At 68.8% G+C, this 14,216-nt stretch carries 13 protein-coding genes; 7 read left to right on the top strand and 6 right to left on the bottom strand.

Annotation, left to right across the window (positions count from 1 at the left end; genetic code table 11):
* Positions 1-188: 188 nt before the first annotated feature.
* The 4 genes from OO69_RS07560 to OO69_RS07545 all read left to right on the top strand — a co-directional run bounded on the left by OO69_RS07560 (position 189) and on the right by OO69_RS07545 (position 5,645).
* Positions 189-1,115 carry a carbohydrate ABC transporter permease gene (locus OO69_RS07560; RefSeq protein ID WP_033279681.1) on the top strand — a complete coding sequence of 309 codons (927 nt, stop codon included), beginning with the start codon at positions 189-191 and terminating at the stop codon, positions 1,113-1,115.
* Between the two features lie 3 nt (positions 1,116-1,118).
* Complete coding sequence (locus OO69_RS07555; RefSeq protein ID WP_033279680.1) at positions 1,119-2,069, top strand: carbohydrate ABC transporter permease; 951 nt, start codon at positions 1,119-1,121, stop codon at positions 2,067-2,069.
* Between the two features lie 46 nt (positions 2,070-2,115).
* Complete coding sequence (locus tag OO69_RS07550; protein WP_033279679.1) at positions 2,116-3,456, top strand: ABC transporter substrate-binding protein; 1,341 nt, start codon at positions 2,116-2,118, stop codon at positions 3,454-3,456.
* 137 nt (positions 3,457-3,593) lie between these two features.
* On the top strand, positions 3,594-5,645 hold the full coding sequence (locus OO69_RS07545) for a beta-galactosidase (RefSeq protein ID WP_033279678.1): 2,052 nt from the start codon (positions 3,594-3,596) through the stop codon (positions 5,643-5,645).
* Here OO69_RS07545 and OO69_RS07540 read toward each other — a convergent pair.
* The 5 genes from OO69_RS07540 to OO69_RS07520 form a co-directional block, all read right to left on the bottom strand.
* The gene (locus OO69_RS07540; RefSeq protein WP_033279677.1) at positions 5,638-6,285 is read right to left on the bottom strand and encodes a response regulator; all 648 of its coding nucleotides are present in this window, start codon (positions 6,283-6,285) and stop codon (positions 5,638-5,640) included. The genes OO69_RS07545 and OO69_RS07540 overlap by 8 nt on opposite strands.
* A complete protein-coding gene (locus tag OO69_RS07535) occupies positions 6,282-7,529 on the bottom strand; it encodes a sensor histidine kinase (protein ID WP_033279676.1) in 1,248 nt (415 codons plus the stop codon). The genes OO69_RS07540 and OO69_RS07535 overlap by 4 nt, the downstream gene beginning before the upstream one ends.
* An 85-nt stretch (positions 7,530-7,614) precedes the next feature.
* Positions 7,615-8,700 (bottom strand): ABC transporter substrate-binding protein, encoded by a 1,086-nt coding sequence (locus tag OO69_RS07530; RefSeq protein ID WP_420707855.1) that lies wholly within the window; start codon positions 8,698-8,700, stop codon positions 7,615-7,617.
* 206 nt (positions 8,701-8,906) lie between these two features.
* Positions 8,907-9,686, bottom strand: coding sequence for a hypothetical protein (locus OO69_RS07525; protein ID WP_051800827.1), 780 nt, complete (start codon positions 9,684-9,686; stop codon positions 8,907-8,909).
* Positions 9,683-10,261, bottom strand: coding sequence for a TetR/AcrR family transcriptional regulator (locus OO69_RS07520; RefSeq protein ID WP_033279674.1), 579 nt, complete (start codon positions 10,259-10,261; stop codon positions 9,683-9,685). Before OO69_RS07520 ends, OO69_RS07525 begins: the two co-directional genes overlap by 4 nt.
* A 76-nt stretch (positions 10,262-10,337) precedes the next feature.
* Between OO69_RS07520 and OO69_RS52895 the strand changes: the two genes are divergently transcribed.
* A complete protein-coding gene (locus tag OO69_RS52895; RefSeq protein WP_234444364.1) occupies positions 10,338-10,943 on the top strand; it encodes a DUF2218 domain-containing protein in 606 nt (201 codons plus the stop codon).
* 108 nt (positions 10,944-11,051) lie between these two features.
* On the top strand, positions 11,052-12,230 hold the full coding sequence (locus tag OO69_RS07510) for a permease (protein WP_033279673.1): 1,179 nt from the start codon (positions 11,052-11,054) through the stop codon (positions 12,228-12,230).
* A gap of 2 nt (positions 12,231-12,232) precedes the next feature.
* On the opposite strand, the gene OO69_RS07505 is transcribed toward OO69_RS07510, so the two are convergent.
* Positions 12,233-12,931 (bottom strand): TetR/AcrR family transcriptional regulator, encoded by a 699-nt coding sequence (locus OO69_RS07505; protein ID WP_051800826.1) that lies wholly within the window; start codon positions 12,929-12,931, stop codon positions 12,233-12,235.
* Positions 12,932-13,066: 135 nt separating this feature from the next.
* On the opposite strand from OO69_RS07505, the gene OO69_RS07500 reads away from it, so the two are divergent.
* Entirely contained in the window at positions 13,067-14,200 is a 1,134-nt protein-coding gene (locus tag OO69_RS07500; protein WP_033279672.1) for an FAD-dependent oxidoreductase, read from the top strand.
* Positions 14,201-14,216 lie beyond the last annotated feature (16 nt).

Genomic DNA, 14,216 nt, shown 5'->3' with positions numbered 1-14,216 from the left:
ATCGATCCGATCGCCTCGGCCGTGTTTCCCCAAACGACCCTTGACCACCGACATTGGGGCAGTGTAGACATGCCGCCATCAGATGTTTACGTAAACATAACAGCCCGGGGCCGTTCCGGACCGTGCTGTTTACGCAACATCGCGACGGCGTGTGACGCCGGTTCCGAGATGGACGAGCGAGGAACTACATGACGACGCTTCAACCCCCTGCGGCCGCGACTCGGCCTCCTACCAGGCCGTCGGCGAAACGGGACCGACGATCCTGGACCGGATGGGGTTTCATCGGACCCTTCGCGGTGGTCTTCGCTTTCGTCTTCCTGGCTCCGATCGCGTACTCGATCTATCTCAGCCTCTTCCGCGACCAGCTCATCGGCGGCAACCACTTCGTCGGCCTGGACAACTACACGCAGGCCTTCCAGGACGACCAGTTCTGGTCCTCCCTGGAGCGGGTCTCGCTGTTCCTGCTGATCCAGGTGCCGATCATGCTCGGCATCGCCCTGTTCGTGGCCCTCGCCCTGGACAGCGGCCGGCTCTTCGGCCGGGACTTCTTCCGGATCTCGATCTTCCTGCCGTACGCCGTGCCCGCCGTGGTCGCCACCCTGATGTGGGGCTTCATGTACGGCACCCAGTTCGGTCTGGTCGGTGACATCAACAGCGCGTTCGACGTGACGCTGCCCGACCCGCTCTCCGCGCACCTGGTGCTGGCGTCGATCGGCAACATCGTGACCTGGGAGTTCGTCGGCTACAACATGCTGATCTTCTACTCCGCGCTGCGGGTCATCCCGACCTCGCTGTACGAGGCGGCGGAGATCGACGGTGCCGGGCAGTTCCGCGTCATCACGGCCATCAAGCTCCCCGCGATCCGCGGCGCCCTGGTCATCGCGACGATCTTCTCGATCATCGGCAGCTTCCAGCTCTTCAACGAGCCGAGCATCCTGCGACCGCTGGCGCGCAACGCCATCACGACGGACTACACGCCGAACTTCTACACCTACTCGCTGTCCTTCAACGGACAGCAGCACAACTACTCCGCGGCGGTCGCCATCATCATGGGGCTGATCACCATGATCATCGCCTACGTCGTGCAGCTCCGCGGCATGCGCAAGGGAGCCTGAGCCATGAGCACCCCCGTCACCACCGCCTCTCCCTCCGCATCCACGCCGTCCGGAGGAGGCCACAAGGGCGCGCCCCGCCTGCGCACACCCCGCAAGAAGCACTCCCCCGGGCGCCCCAAGCGCAGCGTCCTGCTGACCGTGCTCACCGGTCTGGTCCTGGTCTACACCGTGGTGCCCCTGCTGTGGCTGGTCATCAACGCGACCAAGACGCAGCAGGGACTCAGCGACTCGAACGGCCTGTGGTTCGCCCACAAGTTCGCCCTCTGGTCGAACATCCACGACACGTTCACCTACCACGACGGCATCTTCGGCCGGTGGCTGCTGAACACCCTGCTCTACGTCGTGCTCGGCGCCGGCGGTGCCACCTTCCTGGCGATCCTCGGCGGCTACGCGCTGGCGAAGTTCAACTTCCCCGGGAAACGCGCCGTCTTCGCCGTGGTCATCGGCGCCGTAGCGGTTCCCGGTACGGCCCTCGCGGTGCCCACCTTCCTGATGTTCAGCAAGGTGGGGCTGACGGACACCCCGTGGGCGGTGATCATCCCGTCGCTGGTCTCGCCGTTCGGCCTGTACCTGATGTGGGTGTTCGCCACCGAGGCCATCCCGGTCGAACTCCTCGAAGCCGCGCGGATCGACGGCGCGGGTGAGATCCGCACCTTCTTCCAGGTCTCCCTGCCGCTGCTCGCCCCCGGTGTCGTGACGGTCCTGCTGTTCACCACGGTCGCGACCTGGAACAACTACTTCCTGCCGCTGATCATGCTCCGGGATCCGAACTGGTACCCGCTGACCCTGGGTCTGAGCGCCTGGAGCTCCCAGGCCCAGACGATCGGCGGCGACGTCATCTTCAACTTGGTGATCACGGGTTCGCTGCTCACCATCGTGCCGCTGATCGCCGCGTTCCTGCTGCTGCAGAAGTACTGGCAGTCGGGTCTCGCCGCCGGAAGCGTCAAGGAATAACCCAACCCTCAAGAAGTCCCACCCACGAAGAAGTGGAAGCACCTCCATGCGCAGAACCACCAGCCGCCTGCTGCGCGGCTTCGCCGTCCTCTCCGTCCTCTCCCTGGGCGCGACCGCGTGCGGCAGTTCGGACGACAGCAGCTCCAGCAGCAAGGCAGTCTCCGCGTCGGACATCCAGGCGGCCCTGAAGAAGGGCGGCACGGTCAACGTCTGGGCCTGGGAGCCCACGCTGAAGACGGTCGCCGCCGACTTCGAGAAGAAGTACCCGAAGGTCAAGATCAACCTGGTCAGCGACAGGTCCGGTGACAAGTACTACACCGCGCTGTCGAACGCGATCGCGGCCGGCAAGGGCGTCCCCGACGTCGCCCAGGTCGAGTACTTCGCGCTGAGCCAGTACTCCCTCACCAAGGGCCTGACCGACCTCACGCCCTACGGCGCCGACAAGCTGGCCTCCAAGTACACGGCCGGTCCGTGGAACGCGGTGAGCGACGGCTCCAAGGTCTACGGCCTGCCGATGGACTCGGGCCCGATGGCGATGTTCTACAACAAGAAGGTCTTCGACAAGTACAAGATCGCCGTCCCCACCACGTGGGACGAGTACGTCATCGCGGCCCAGAAGCTGCACAAGGCCGACCCGAAGGCCTACATCGCCGCCGACGCCGGTGACGCGGGCTTCACCACCAGCATGCTGTGGCAGGCCGGTTCGCGCCCCTACAAGGTCGACGGCACCAAGGTGACGATCAACTTCGAGGACGCGGCCGCCAAGAAGTACACCGACACCTGGCAGAAGCTCATCGACCAGAAGCTCGTCACGCCCATCAACGGCTGGACCGACGACTGGTACAAGGGCCTCGGTGACGGCACCATCGCCACCCTGACCACCGGCGCCTGGATGCCCGCCAACTTCGTCAGCGGTGTCGCCGGTGCCTCCGGTGACTGGCGCGCGGCCCCGATGCCGCAGTGGACCGCGGGCGGCAAGGCCAGCGCGGAGAACGGCGGTTCGTCCCTCACGCTGCCCACCCTGGGCAAGAATAAGGAACTCGCCTACGCGTTCGTCCAGTACGCCAACGCCGGCGCCGGCGTCCAGACCCGCGTGAACGAGGGCGCCTTCCCGGCCACCAAGGCCGAGCAGCAGTCCGCGGCGTTCCAGGACAAGGCGTTCCCGTACTTCGGTGGGCAGCAGGCGAACAAGATCTTCGCCCAGTCCGCGTCCGAGGTCGCTTCCGACTGGTCGTACCTGCCCTTCCAGCAGTACGCCAACTCGATCTTCAACGACACCGTCGGCAAGGCGTACATCTCCGGTACGACGCTGGCCCAGGGTCTGAAGAGCTGGCAGGACGCCTCCGTCAAGTACGGCAACGAGCAGGGCTTCACGGTCAACAAGTGACCCGCTCGAAGTAACGGCTCGAAGAAGTAACCGGCACCACCCCGGGAGCCGCCGCTGAGCAGCAACCGCTCAGCGGCGGCCCGCCCGGAATCCACCACGCATCTCGTACCGCCTGTGCAGTAACCGGAAGGACCACCATGATCTCCACCCTCCTGTCCCAGTTGCGGCACGGGCCGGACGGTGACGCCACCCCCCGTCTCGCCTACGGCGCCGACTACAACCCGGAGCAGTGGCCGCGGGAGGTGTGGGACGAGGACATCCGGCTGATGCGCGAGGCCGGCGTCAACATCGTCTCCGTGGGGATCTTCTCCTGGGCGCGCATCCAACCGGCCCGGGACGAGTGGGACTTCGGCTGGCTCGACGAGGTCATGGACCTGCTGCACGCGGGCGGCATCGGCGTCGACCTGGCCACCGCCACCGCGTCCCCGCCGCCGTGGCTGAGCACGGAGCACCCGGAGATCCTCCCGGTGACCGCCGCCGGCGAAACCCTGTGGCCCGGGGGCCGCCAGCACTGGCGCCCCACCTCACCGGTCTTCCGCGAGCACGCGCTGCGCCTGGTACGGAAGTTGGCCGAGCGCTACGCCGGCCACCCCGCGCTGGTCGCCTGGCACGTCTCGAACGAGCTGGGCTGCCACAACGTCTACGACTACTCCGACGACGCGGCCCGCGCCTTCCGCGACTGGCTGCGCGCCCGCTACACGACGATCGACACGCTCAACCAGGCCTGGGGCACGGCCTTTTGGTCCCAGCGGTACAGCGACTGGGGACAGATACTCCCGCCCCGGCTGGCCGCCTCCTTCCCGAACCCGACCCAGCAGCTCGACTTCAAGCGCTTCTCCTCCGACGCGCTCAAGGACCATCTCCGCGCGGAACGCGACCTGTTGCGCGAGATCACCCCCAACGTGCCGGTCACCACCAACTTCATGGTGATGGGCAACACCAAGGGCATGAACTACGCCGACTGGGCGTCCGAGATCGACTTCGTCTCCAACGACCACTACGTCACGCCCGGTTCGCAGGACCGCGACGAGCTGTCCTTCTCCGCGAACCTCGTCAGCGGGATCTCCGCCGGCCGCCCGTGGTTCCTGATGGAACACTCCACCAGCGCGGTCAACTGGCAGCCCGTCAACGTCGCGAAGCGCCCCGGCGACCTCGCCCGTGACTCCCTCCTGCACGTCGCGCACGGCGCCGACGCCGTCTGCTACTTCCAGTGGCGCCAGTCGGCCGCCGGTGCCGAGAAGTACCACTCGGCGATGGTTCCGCACGCCGGAGAGGACAGCGAGGTCTTCCGCGCGGTGGCCGAACTCGGCCGCACCCTACGGACGTTGGCCCCCGTCGCCGGATCGGACCGGGAGACAGCCCGGGTCGGCATCGTCTTCGACTGGGAGTCCTGGTGGGCGAGCGAGCAGGACTCGCACCCCACCGACCGCCTCGACTACCGCCAGGAAGCGCTCGACTGGTACTCCGCCCTCCTCGACCTCGGCGTCCGCGCCGACCTCGTCACGGCGCAGACCGCCCTCGACCGCTACGACGTGGTCATCACCCCGATCCTGCACATGATCCCGGCGGCCCTCTCCAAGGAACTCACGCGCTACGTCGAGCAGGGCGGCCACCTCGTCTCCACGTACTTCTCCGGTGTCGTCGACGAGAACGACCACATCTGGCTCGGCGGCTACCCGGGCGCCCTGCGCGACCTTCTCGGCATCCGCATCGAGGAGTTCGGCCCGCTGCTCGACGGCGACACGGTGGAGCTGGACCTCGACGGCACCGCCACCGGCTCCCTGTGGACCGACCGCATCACGGTGACCGACGCCGAGGTGGAGGTGCTGGCCCACTACGGCAGCGGTGCGTACGCAGGCCACCCCGCCGTCACCCGCCGTACGGTGGGCGGAGGTTCGGCCGCGTACGTCTCCACGCGCCTGGGCCGCGAGGGCCTCACGGGTCTGCTCCCGGAGCTGCTCGCGCCCGCCGGTGTGACCAGTGAACTCCCGGACACCGCAAGGGGTGTTGTGGAGCTGACCGTGCGCCGGAACGCCGAGAGCCGCTACCTCTTCCTGGTCAACCGGACCGACGGAACAGTGCCGTTGACGGGTCTGTCCGGCGAACTCCTGGTCGGCAGCGCGGGCGACGACGGTTTCCCCGTCCTCGCCCCCAGGGACGTCGCCGTCGTACGCCAGCCCGTCAGGTGAGTTCGAGCAGCCCGCGGCGGACGGCCTCCGACACGGCCGCCGCCCGGTTGTCGACCTTGAACTTGCGGTAGATCCGCACGAGATGGGTCTTGATCGTGGCCTCGCTGAGGAACAACGCCTCGGCGATGGCCCGGTTGCTGCGCCCCTCCGCCATCAGCCGGACGACCTCGACCTCGCGCTGGGTCAACTCCCGCGCGGGGTCGACCACTTGGCCGACGAGCTCGCCGACGACCTCCGAGGCCAGCCCGACCGAACCTCCGGCGGCCGTACGCACCGCCTGGAAGAGTTCCTCGGGTGCCCCCGCCTTGAGCACATAGCCACGGGCGCCCGCCTCCAACGCCCGTACGACATCGGCCCGTCCGGCATAGCTGGTCAGCATGACCACCGCGACGCCCGGCGCCCGCGCGGCGAGCCTCCGTACGGCCTCGACACCGTCGATCCCGCTCCCCGCCCCGGCGAACCGCAGATCCATCAGCGCGACGTCGGGCGTCAACTGGGCCGCCAGACGCACGGCTTCCTCGCCGCTCCCGGCTTCGGCGATCACGTCGAGGTCCGGTTCGCCGTCGAGCAGGGCGCGCAGCCCGGCCCGTACGACGGCGTGGTCGTCCGCGATCAGGAGGCGGAGCGGGGCCGCGGTCATGCGGTGGTCGCGGCGGTGAGAGGTGCGACGGGCTGGATCCGGGGTGCGGCGGAGACCATGGCGCGGACCCTGGTCCCCCGCCCCGGCACGCTGCTCACGTCGAGGTCTCCGCCGCATTCGCGCAGTCTCGCCCGGGCGGCGGGCAGCCCGAAGCCGCGGTCCGCGCGGGCACCGGCCGCGAAGGCCGCGGTGGGGTCGAAGCCCCGCCCGTCGTCGCTCACTTCGAGTTCCACGCGGTCCCGGTGTCGCCGGTAGGTGACCAACACGCTTGCCGCGCGGGCGTGTTCGCGTACGTTCGCCAGCGTGCTCTGGGCGACGCGGAAGAGGGTGGTGGCCGTGTGCTCGTCGAGGACCGGCCGGTGCGCGCCCACCGCGCGGAATTGGACCCGGGCCCCGGCGCCTTCCGTGCGCGACCGGGCGCACAGCAGCCGCAGCGCGTCTTCGAGGCCCGCCTCGGCGACAGCGGCGGGAGTGAGATCGCGGATGATCCGCCGGGTCTCCGCCAGATTCGCGCCGAGTCCATCGGCCACGGCACGGACCCGGGTGCGCGCCACGTCCGGCCGCTCGTCCCAGTCCCGCTCGGCGACTTGCAGCATCATCACGCTGCCGGCGAGTTCCTGGGCCAGCGTGTCGTGCAGGTCGCGGGCGATCCGGGTGCGCTCCTCGAGCACACCCGCCTGCCGCTGTTGCTTCGCCAACGTGTCCCGGGTGTCCCGCAGTTCGTCCACGAGCCGCTGGCGGACGGCCGCGTCCCGCTGCTGGGTCCGGTAGAGGGCGACGGTCGCCCACACCGCGGCCAAGGGGACCAGCACGACCTCGGGGTCGAACCGCCCGGCGGACCGGACGAGCGAGCCGACGAGTACGACGGTGATCACACCCACCGTCACCACGGCGCCCCGCCGGTCGAGCACACGCAGGGCGGCGCAGGCGAGCGGAACGGCGCACCACACGTAGGCAGTTGTGAGCGGCGCCTGCGTGAGGAAGGTGAGAACAGTCCACAGCAGGATCAGTATGGGAACCCAGGCACGCCTGCCGAACGGTCCGAGCCGGTCCCACCACGTCAGTCCACCGGCGTACACCAAGGCCAGCGCTCCGCTGAGGCTCACGATGTACCAGCACAGCGGGACGTCGATCAGGGCGAGCCGGACGAAGCCCGCCCCGACGACGAGGAACAGCGCGAGATGGGAGACGTGCTCCAGGGTGTGCCGACTGCCGCGAGCGGTCAGCTGGGTGCGTGCGGACACGGCGGATCCCCTTGGGCCACATGATCCGGACAGGGCTCCCGAGTCTATCGACCACCTGTATGACCAGTGTGAACAGTGGGGATCGTCACGCCCCCGGGTGCAGCCCCAGCCAGCCCGGCGAGGGATCGCCCTTGACCTCGCCGAAGTAGAGGGCGAAGGTCTGCTTCCAGCGTTCGACCTCCGCGCGGTCGGCCATGAAGCGGGGGAAGCCGTCGATGTTCGCGTTCGGGTACTCCCAGATCGGCTTCAGTCCCGCCGGGAGCGTGGTGTCGGTCCGTACCGACCAGCCGTTGAAGGACGCCCGCTGCTGGGCGTCGGACAGCTGCCAGTTGAGGTAGAGCTTGGCGGCCGTCGTGTTCTTGGCCTGCTTCAGGATCGCGGCGCGCTGCCCCCAGGCCATGAAGGGGTGGCCATCGGGTACGACCCACTTCACGGGGTCCGAGGAGAGCAGGGTGCCGGCCGTGGAGATGCCGATCGCCTTCTGTCCGGCGCGGACCGCGTCTCCCGGGGAGTTGCTGCCCCGCGCGAACCGCACGTCCTGCCCCGCGAGCGCGGCCACCCAGTCCCAGCCGTAGCGCTGCGCGTACAGCGTGTAGAGGTAGAGGGACGCGTCGTCGTCGTGCGGGTAGGACGAGGCGATCTTGCCCTTCCACTTGGGGTCGATCAGGTCGAGCGGGCTCGTGGGGGCATCCGCACCGACCGCGGCGACGTCGTACAGGAAGCTGAAACCGACCGCGCCGATGGCGACCCAGGCGCCGTGCGGGTCCTTGAACTTGTCGTAGACCTTCGAGAACCCGGCCGCCTTGTAGTGCAGCAGCCGCCCTTCCTCCTTCCAGCGCGTGAAGTCCTGCAGCGTCTGAAGCTGTACGACGTCGGGCACCAGGGTGTCGGTCGCGAACTGGTTGTCCACGCGGACGTCGTGGTACTTGCTGTAGTCGACGATCAGCGTCAGATCCATGGCGGGGAAACGCTTCTTGAAGGCCGCCTTGGTGGCGTCCTGCTGGGTCGGCGTGTCACCCCCCGCATAGACCACCAACTTCCCACCGTCCGCCAGGGCGGCCCGGTACAGCTCGTCGAGCGTCCGGCTCTCCTCGACTCCGGAACCACTCCGCGAGGACCGCCCGCCCGAGGCGGCTACGGCGGGCGTGGCCGCGGCACCGAGCACACTCATCCCGAGGGCTGCACCGGCTCCACCGGCAAGAACACGTCGCCTACTGAGAAAACTGGACACTCTGAGGGGCCTCTCTGAGGGGGCTGAAGCCACGGGGTGCGCGGGCGGAAGCCCTGCGCCATGGTCATCCGTGATTCTTCTGCCGCCCGGGGGCCGGTCGCGTCGTCCGTACGGAGCGAGGGGTGTGCGCAAGGTTGAAGCGGGGTTCAACCGATCGGTTGAACGGGAAGTGGCCGCCCTCCGCCGCCCAGCATGCCCCGCGCCGCGTCGCCGACCTGTCGCACCTGGTCCTCCGTCAGGCGACGGACCTCCCACAGCAGTTCAGCCGCGTCGGCCGCCGCCGGATTCCGGGGCGAGGGGCCGTCGGAGAGGTCGACTCCGGTGACGACGGACAGGAAGTCGGCGGGAACACCCAGTACGGTCGCGAAGTCGACGAGCAGGTCGGGGGTGAGTTCCTTACGGCCGTTGCCCACTCCGCCATACGTGGACGCGGCCCAGTACCGGCCGGTCAGATGGGCAAACGTCCAGGCCGTTCTGGTCAAACTCAGGTTCCGGTTGCCCACCATGCGCATGAGCACACCACCAGGACCTCGCTCGAACCGTTCGTACACCCGCAATTCCGGAACCGGCTGTGTGCGGTCCTCCTGGGGCAGCGACCGGACGAGTTGACGCAACCGGCGCCTGCACTCCGGTGGCAGACCCATGAAGTCCCCCACCAGATGAGGAAGCATCACACCCGCCCTCGCGTCCAGTGGAGCCAATTCGTCCGGTACCGCCACCCCGGCGATCACGCACAAGTCCGCGGCGCGCAGCTGCAACGCGGGCGCGAGCCCCTGAAGCAGCGACACACTGGGCACCGTTCCGTCGAGCACCACCCGGAGTTCGGTTTCCGGGATTCCCGCAGCTCTCGACAGGCCGGCGAAGTCCAGTTGCCGGTGTCTCGCCAGCCGCGTCAACAGCACGCCGAAACCCGGGAGTTCCGTCATTCCGCCGCCGGGCGCAGCCCCGTGACCGTGACCGACACGAGGCGTCGTACCGCCGCCTTGGACGGCAGGACGCCGGCCGCGGCGAGGGCGTGGAGGCAGTAGGTCGCGAGTTCGTCCGGGGAGACGTCGGCGCGGATGTCGCCGGACTGGGCGCCCTCGGCCAGGAGTTCGCGGAGGAAGCGGTGGAGGTGCTGCTCGGCGCCGATGACGTGTTCGCCCTGGTGCAGCAGCGCGCCGAGTTCGGGGCCGTGACCGTGGCGCCGTTGCTGGATGAAGGCGTAGGCCTCCAGCACCGCCCTCAGGCGCTCCCCCGCACTGCCCGAGCCGTCCCGGAGTTCGGCGAGTTCCTGGAGATGCCCGGCGATCTGCTGCTCGTGCCACGCCGTCATGATCGACTCGACGTCCGGGAAGTACTTGTACAGCGTGGCCCGGCCGATCCCGCTCTCCTGGGCGATCTTCGACATCGTCACCGAGCGCAGGCCGTGCTCGGTGACCAACACCGCCGTGGTCTCCAACACCGTGTCCCGGACGGCGCGACGGTGCTCTTCGATGGTCTCGTTCCACAGCTTCGGCACCGGCTCAGCATACGTCCCGCCGCCATCGATACATGATGCATTGACAGCGACACACTGTCTCGATAAACCTGTCACGGTGACAGCAGAACGCACACTCACCGCCGAAGCCCGCATCCCCACCGACCGCCCCAGCCGCTACCTCGCACAACTCTGCAAGCACTTCGCCAACAAGGGCCGCCACCTGACCCATCGCCCGCGCACTCACACCCTCCCGGAGCTTCGACCCGACGAAATCCAGGTCGAGTGGACGGACAGCGACGGGACGCTCCGCCTGCCGTGGGGGCAGTGCACGCTGCGGGCCCTCCCCGGCACACTGCTGGCGCGCGTCGAGGCCGACGACCAGGAGAACCTGGAGCGGCTTCAGGATCTCGTCAGCACACACATCGACAGGTTCAGCAGGCGCGATCCGTTGCGGGTGGAGTGGCGGTCCTCCGATACCGCCGTCGACACGCCCACCGAGGGAGCGCATCCGCCACACCAACGGCCCGGTGGCCGGACCAGGTTCATCGTCATCGGCGTGGCGGCCGTCGCCGTAACCCTGCATCTCGCGCTCGGCGGAACCGTCCTGGCCAACACGCCGTGGACCGGCTGGGTCGTGGGGTTCGTGGTGACGGTCGTCCTCGCGAAGGCGGCTCTCGTCGGCGGTCTCGCCCTACGGCGCCACAGGAGCCGTATCGGATAGGCCGCACCCGCATCCCGACCGACACCAACCGGACAGGCCCCATCACGCGCGTTTCATACCCCCTGGGGGTATAGTCCTGCCAGACGCACACCGGAGAGGGGCGGGTTCATGGGAGCGATCGGGCACGCGTTGTCCATTGCCGGGTCGATGACCTGGGAGGTCACCTGGGCGCTGATCCTCGGGTTCACGCTCTCCGCCGTCGTGCAGGCGGTGGTGCGTCGGTCGACGGTCGTACGGCTGCTCGGTGACGACCGGCCGCGCACGCTCGCCCTGGCCGCCGGGCTCGGCGCGGCCTCGTCGTCCTGTTCGTACGCGGCCGTCGCGCTCGCCCGTTCCCTGTTCCGCAAGGGCGCGAACTTCACCGCGGCCATGGCCTTCGAGATCGCCTCCACCAACCTGGTCGTCGAACTCGGCGTGATCCTGGCCCTGTTGATGGGCTGGCAGTTCACCGCCGCGGAGTTCGTCGGCGGACCGATCATGATCGTCGTCCTCGCCGTATTGTTCCGGCTCTTCCTGCGGCAGCGCCTGCTGGACCGGGCGCAGGAGCAGGCGGAGCGCGGGCTGGCCGGTTCCATGGAAGGGCACGCGGCGATGGACATGTCGATCGGGGGCGAGGGGAGCTTCGTCCGTCGGCTGTTCTCGCGGAACGGTTTCACGTCCGTCGCGCACATCTTCGTGATGGAGTGGGCCGCGATCCTGCGCGACCTGGTGGCCGGACTGCTGATCGCGGGCGCGATCGCCGCCTGGGTGCCGGACAGCTTCTGGCACACGTTCTTCCTCGCGGACCATCCCCTCGCCGCGAAGCTGGTCGGACCGCTCGTCGGCCCGCTGGTGGCCATCGCGACCTTCGTCTGCTCGATCGGCAACGTGCCGCTCGCGGTGGTGCTGTGGAAGGGCGGCATCAGCTTCGGCGGGGTGATCGCCTTCATCTACGCCGACCTGCTGATCCTGCCGATCCTGAACATCTACCGGAAGTACTACGGTGCCCGGATGGCCGGCTTCCTCCTGGTCACCTTCTTCGCGGCGATGGCCGTCGCCGGGTACATCGTCGAGTTCGCCTTCGGCGGCCTGGGGCTCGTCCCGGACCAGGCCGACGCCAAGATCCCCGACGACGGGATCACCTGGAACTACACGACCTGGCTCAACATCGTCTTCCTGCTGCTGGCCGCGAGTCTGGTCGTACGGTTCCTGCGCAGCGGCGGTCCGGCCATGCTGCGGATGATGGGCGGCTCACCGGACGAGGGCGAGCAGGAACACGGGCACGAGCACCATGAGCACCACCACTAGCCCTAGCCCAGGGTCGCGATACCCGCGAGGAAGATGTCGACGCCGGCGAGGAACTGCTCGCGGTCGTCGTGCTCGCGCAGGTTCGTCGCCGCGGCGTGCACGTACGGGTACCGGCCGGGATCCAGTTGCGCCCATTGTGCGGCGACGGTGTCCAGGAAGGCCGCTCGGTCCAGGTCGCCGTGGGCTCGGCGTCGGGCGTTCGCGGCGTTCTGCCCGGCGACGCCGAGGACGTAGTTCACCAGCGTGCCGGCCGCGTCGAAACGGGCCCGCTCAGGGACGGCGAGTGCGTGCAGCAGCCTGCCGATGCTTTCGTAGAAGTCCAGCATCGCGGGCCGCCACGGTTCACGGGAGAGCTCGGCACCGACCCAGGGATGCGCGTCGATCGCGTCGAACAGGCCCACAGCCACGCGACGGAGCGCTGCCCCAGGGTCCGCGTCCACGACCACGTCGGTCAGCACGCACGCGATGATGTCGTCGGTGGCCGCCGCGAGCAGGTCGCCCTTGTCCGCGACGTGGTGGTAGATCGCTCCGTAGCCGGTGCTCAGGTGCACAGTGAGCGCGCGCAGGGTCAGTGCGCTCTCGCCTCCGGCGTCCAGAAGGTCGGTCGCCGCCTGGATGATCACTTCCCTGGACAGACCGTCCGTGCGCCGTGGGGCTCGCGAAGTTCCCTTCGCCGTCCCCTTCTCCGTTCTCCTCACCATGGTCCGCAGTGTCGCATGAATGGATCGCCGATCCAAAGCGGTGCTAGCTTGTTGGAGCGACGATCCAACGCGGATCCGTTCGGGGATGCCGCATGGGGAATCCGTCGCCGATCCGGCGAGCTTGCGAGGGAAACCATGACGAAACCGGTCACGATCATCGGCGCGGGGCTGGGCGGTCTGGTCCTGGCCCGCGTGCTCCACGTGCACGGCATCCCGGCCACGGTCCATGAGGCGGAACCCTCACCGGCGGCGCGCCGCCAGGGCGGGCTGCTCGACATCCACCCGGAGAACGGCCAGTTGGCGCTCGAAACGGCGGCCCTGACCGAGGAGTTCCGCAAGCTGATCCTGCCCGGCCGCGAGTCCTACCGGGTCTTGGACCGAACAGGAACCGTACTGCTCGACCTCCCCGACAGCGGCGCCGGCCGACGCCCCGAAGTGCCACGCGGTGCGCTACGGCAGATGCTGATCGACGCGCTTCCGGCCGGCACCGTCCGCTGGTCCCACAAGGTCACCGGCGTGCGGACCCTCGACGAGAGCCGTCATGAGGTCCGCTTCGACGACGGCACCACGATCATCGCGAGCCTGCTCATCGGCGCCGACGGCGCGTGGTCGCGGGTGCGCCCGGTGCTCCCCGATGCCCGCCCCGCGTACGTCGGCGTCTGCAGCGTGGAAACGTTCTTGTTCGACGCCGACAACCGTCATCCCGCCGCGGCGGAAGTGGTCGGTGCCGGATCACTTTTCGCGCTGGCGCCGGGCATCGGGCTGCTGGCCCATCGCGAGGGCGGCGGAACCCTGCACACCTACGCGCAGTTGAGGAAGCCCGAGGGCTGGCTCGCCGACGTCGACACCGTCGATACGGCAACCCTGATCGCCGAGGTCGCCAAGGAGTACGACGGCTGGGCACCCGAGCTCACCGCCCTGATCACCGGCAGCGACACCCCGCCGATCCTGCGCCGCATCTTCACACTGCCGGCCGGGCACCACTGGGATCGCGTACCGGGGGTGACCCTGCTCGGAGACGCGGCCCACCTCAGGGCACCGAACGGCGAAGGCGCCAACCTGGCCATGCTGGACGGCGCCGAACTCGGCCAGGCCCTCGCCACGCGCCCGGACGACGTGGAAGCAGCGCTCGCCGAGCACGAGCGGAGCATGTTCGCCCGCGCCGCCGCCATAGAGGCGAACGACGACGACATGTACACCATCATGATCGACGACGACGCACCCCAGAGCATGCTCGCCCTGATGAATGGAGCCGAGCGCGAGGCCTAGCTCACGGCACCCGTGA

The organism is Streptomyces sp. NRRL F-525, from assembly GCF_000716605.1.
Lineage (GTDB): Bacteria > Actinomycetota > Actinomycetes > Streptomycetales > Streptomycetaceae > Streptomyces.
Note: the sequence above shows the minus strand (reverse complement) of the source record. Positions and strands in the feature narration are given on the sequence as shown.

What these genes read in the sequence shown, in the direction of transcription:
- OO69_RS07560 (WP_033279681.1), top strand. Translation starts at nt 189, where the DNA reads ATGACGACGCTTCAACCCCCTGCGGCCGCGACTCGGCCTCCTACCAGG.
- OO69_RS07555 (WP_033279680.1), top strand. Translation starts at nt 1,119, where the DNA reads ATGAGCACCCCCGTCACCACCGCCTCTCCCTCCGCATCCACGCCGTCC.
- OO69_RS07550 (WP_033279679.1), top strand. Translation starts at nt 2,116, where the DNA reads ATGCGCAGAACCACCAGCCGCCTGCTGCGCGGCTTCGCCGTCCTCTCC.
- OO69_RS07545 (WP_033279678.1), top strand. Translation starts at nt 3,594, where the DNA reads ATGATCTCCACCCTCCTGTCCCAGTTGCGGCACGGGCCGGACGGTGAC.
- OO69_RS07540 (WP_033279677.1), bottom strand. Translation starts at nt 6,285, where the DNA reads ATGACCGCGGCCCCGCTCCGCCTCCTGATCGCGGACGACCACGCCGTC.
- OO69_RS07530 (WP_420707855.1), bottom strand. Translation starts at nt 8,700, where the DNA reads ATGAGTGTGCTCGGTGCCGCGGCCACGCCCGCCGTAGCCGCCTCGGGC.
- OO69_RS07525 (WP_051800827.1), bottom strand. Translation starts at nt 9,686, where the DNA reads ATGACGGAACTCCCGGGTTTCGGCGTGCTGTTGACGCGGCTGGCGAGA.
- OO69_RS07510 (WP_033279673.1), top strand. Translation starts at nt 11,052, where the DNA reads ATGGGAGCGATCGGGCACGCGTTGTCCATTGCCGGGTCGATGACCTGG.
- OO69_RS07505 (WP_051800826.1), bottom strand. Translation starts at nt 12,931, where the DNA reads ATGGTGAGGAGAACGGAGAAGGGGACGGCGAAGGGAACTTCGCGAGCC.
- OO69_RS07500 (WP_033279672.1), top strand. Translation starts at nt 13,067, where the DNA reads ATGACGAAACCGGTCACGATCATCGGCGCGGGGCTGGGCGGTCTGGTC.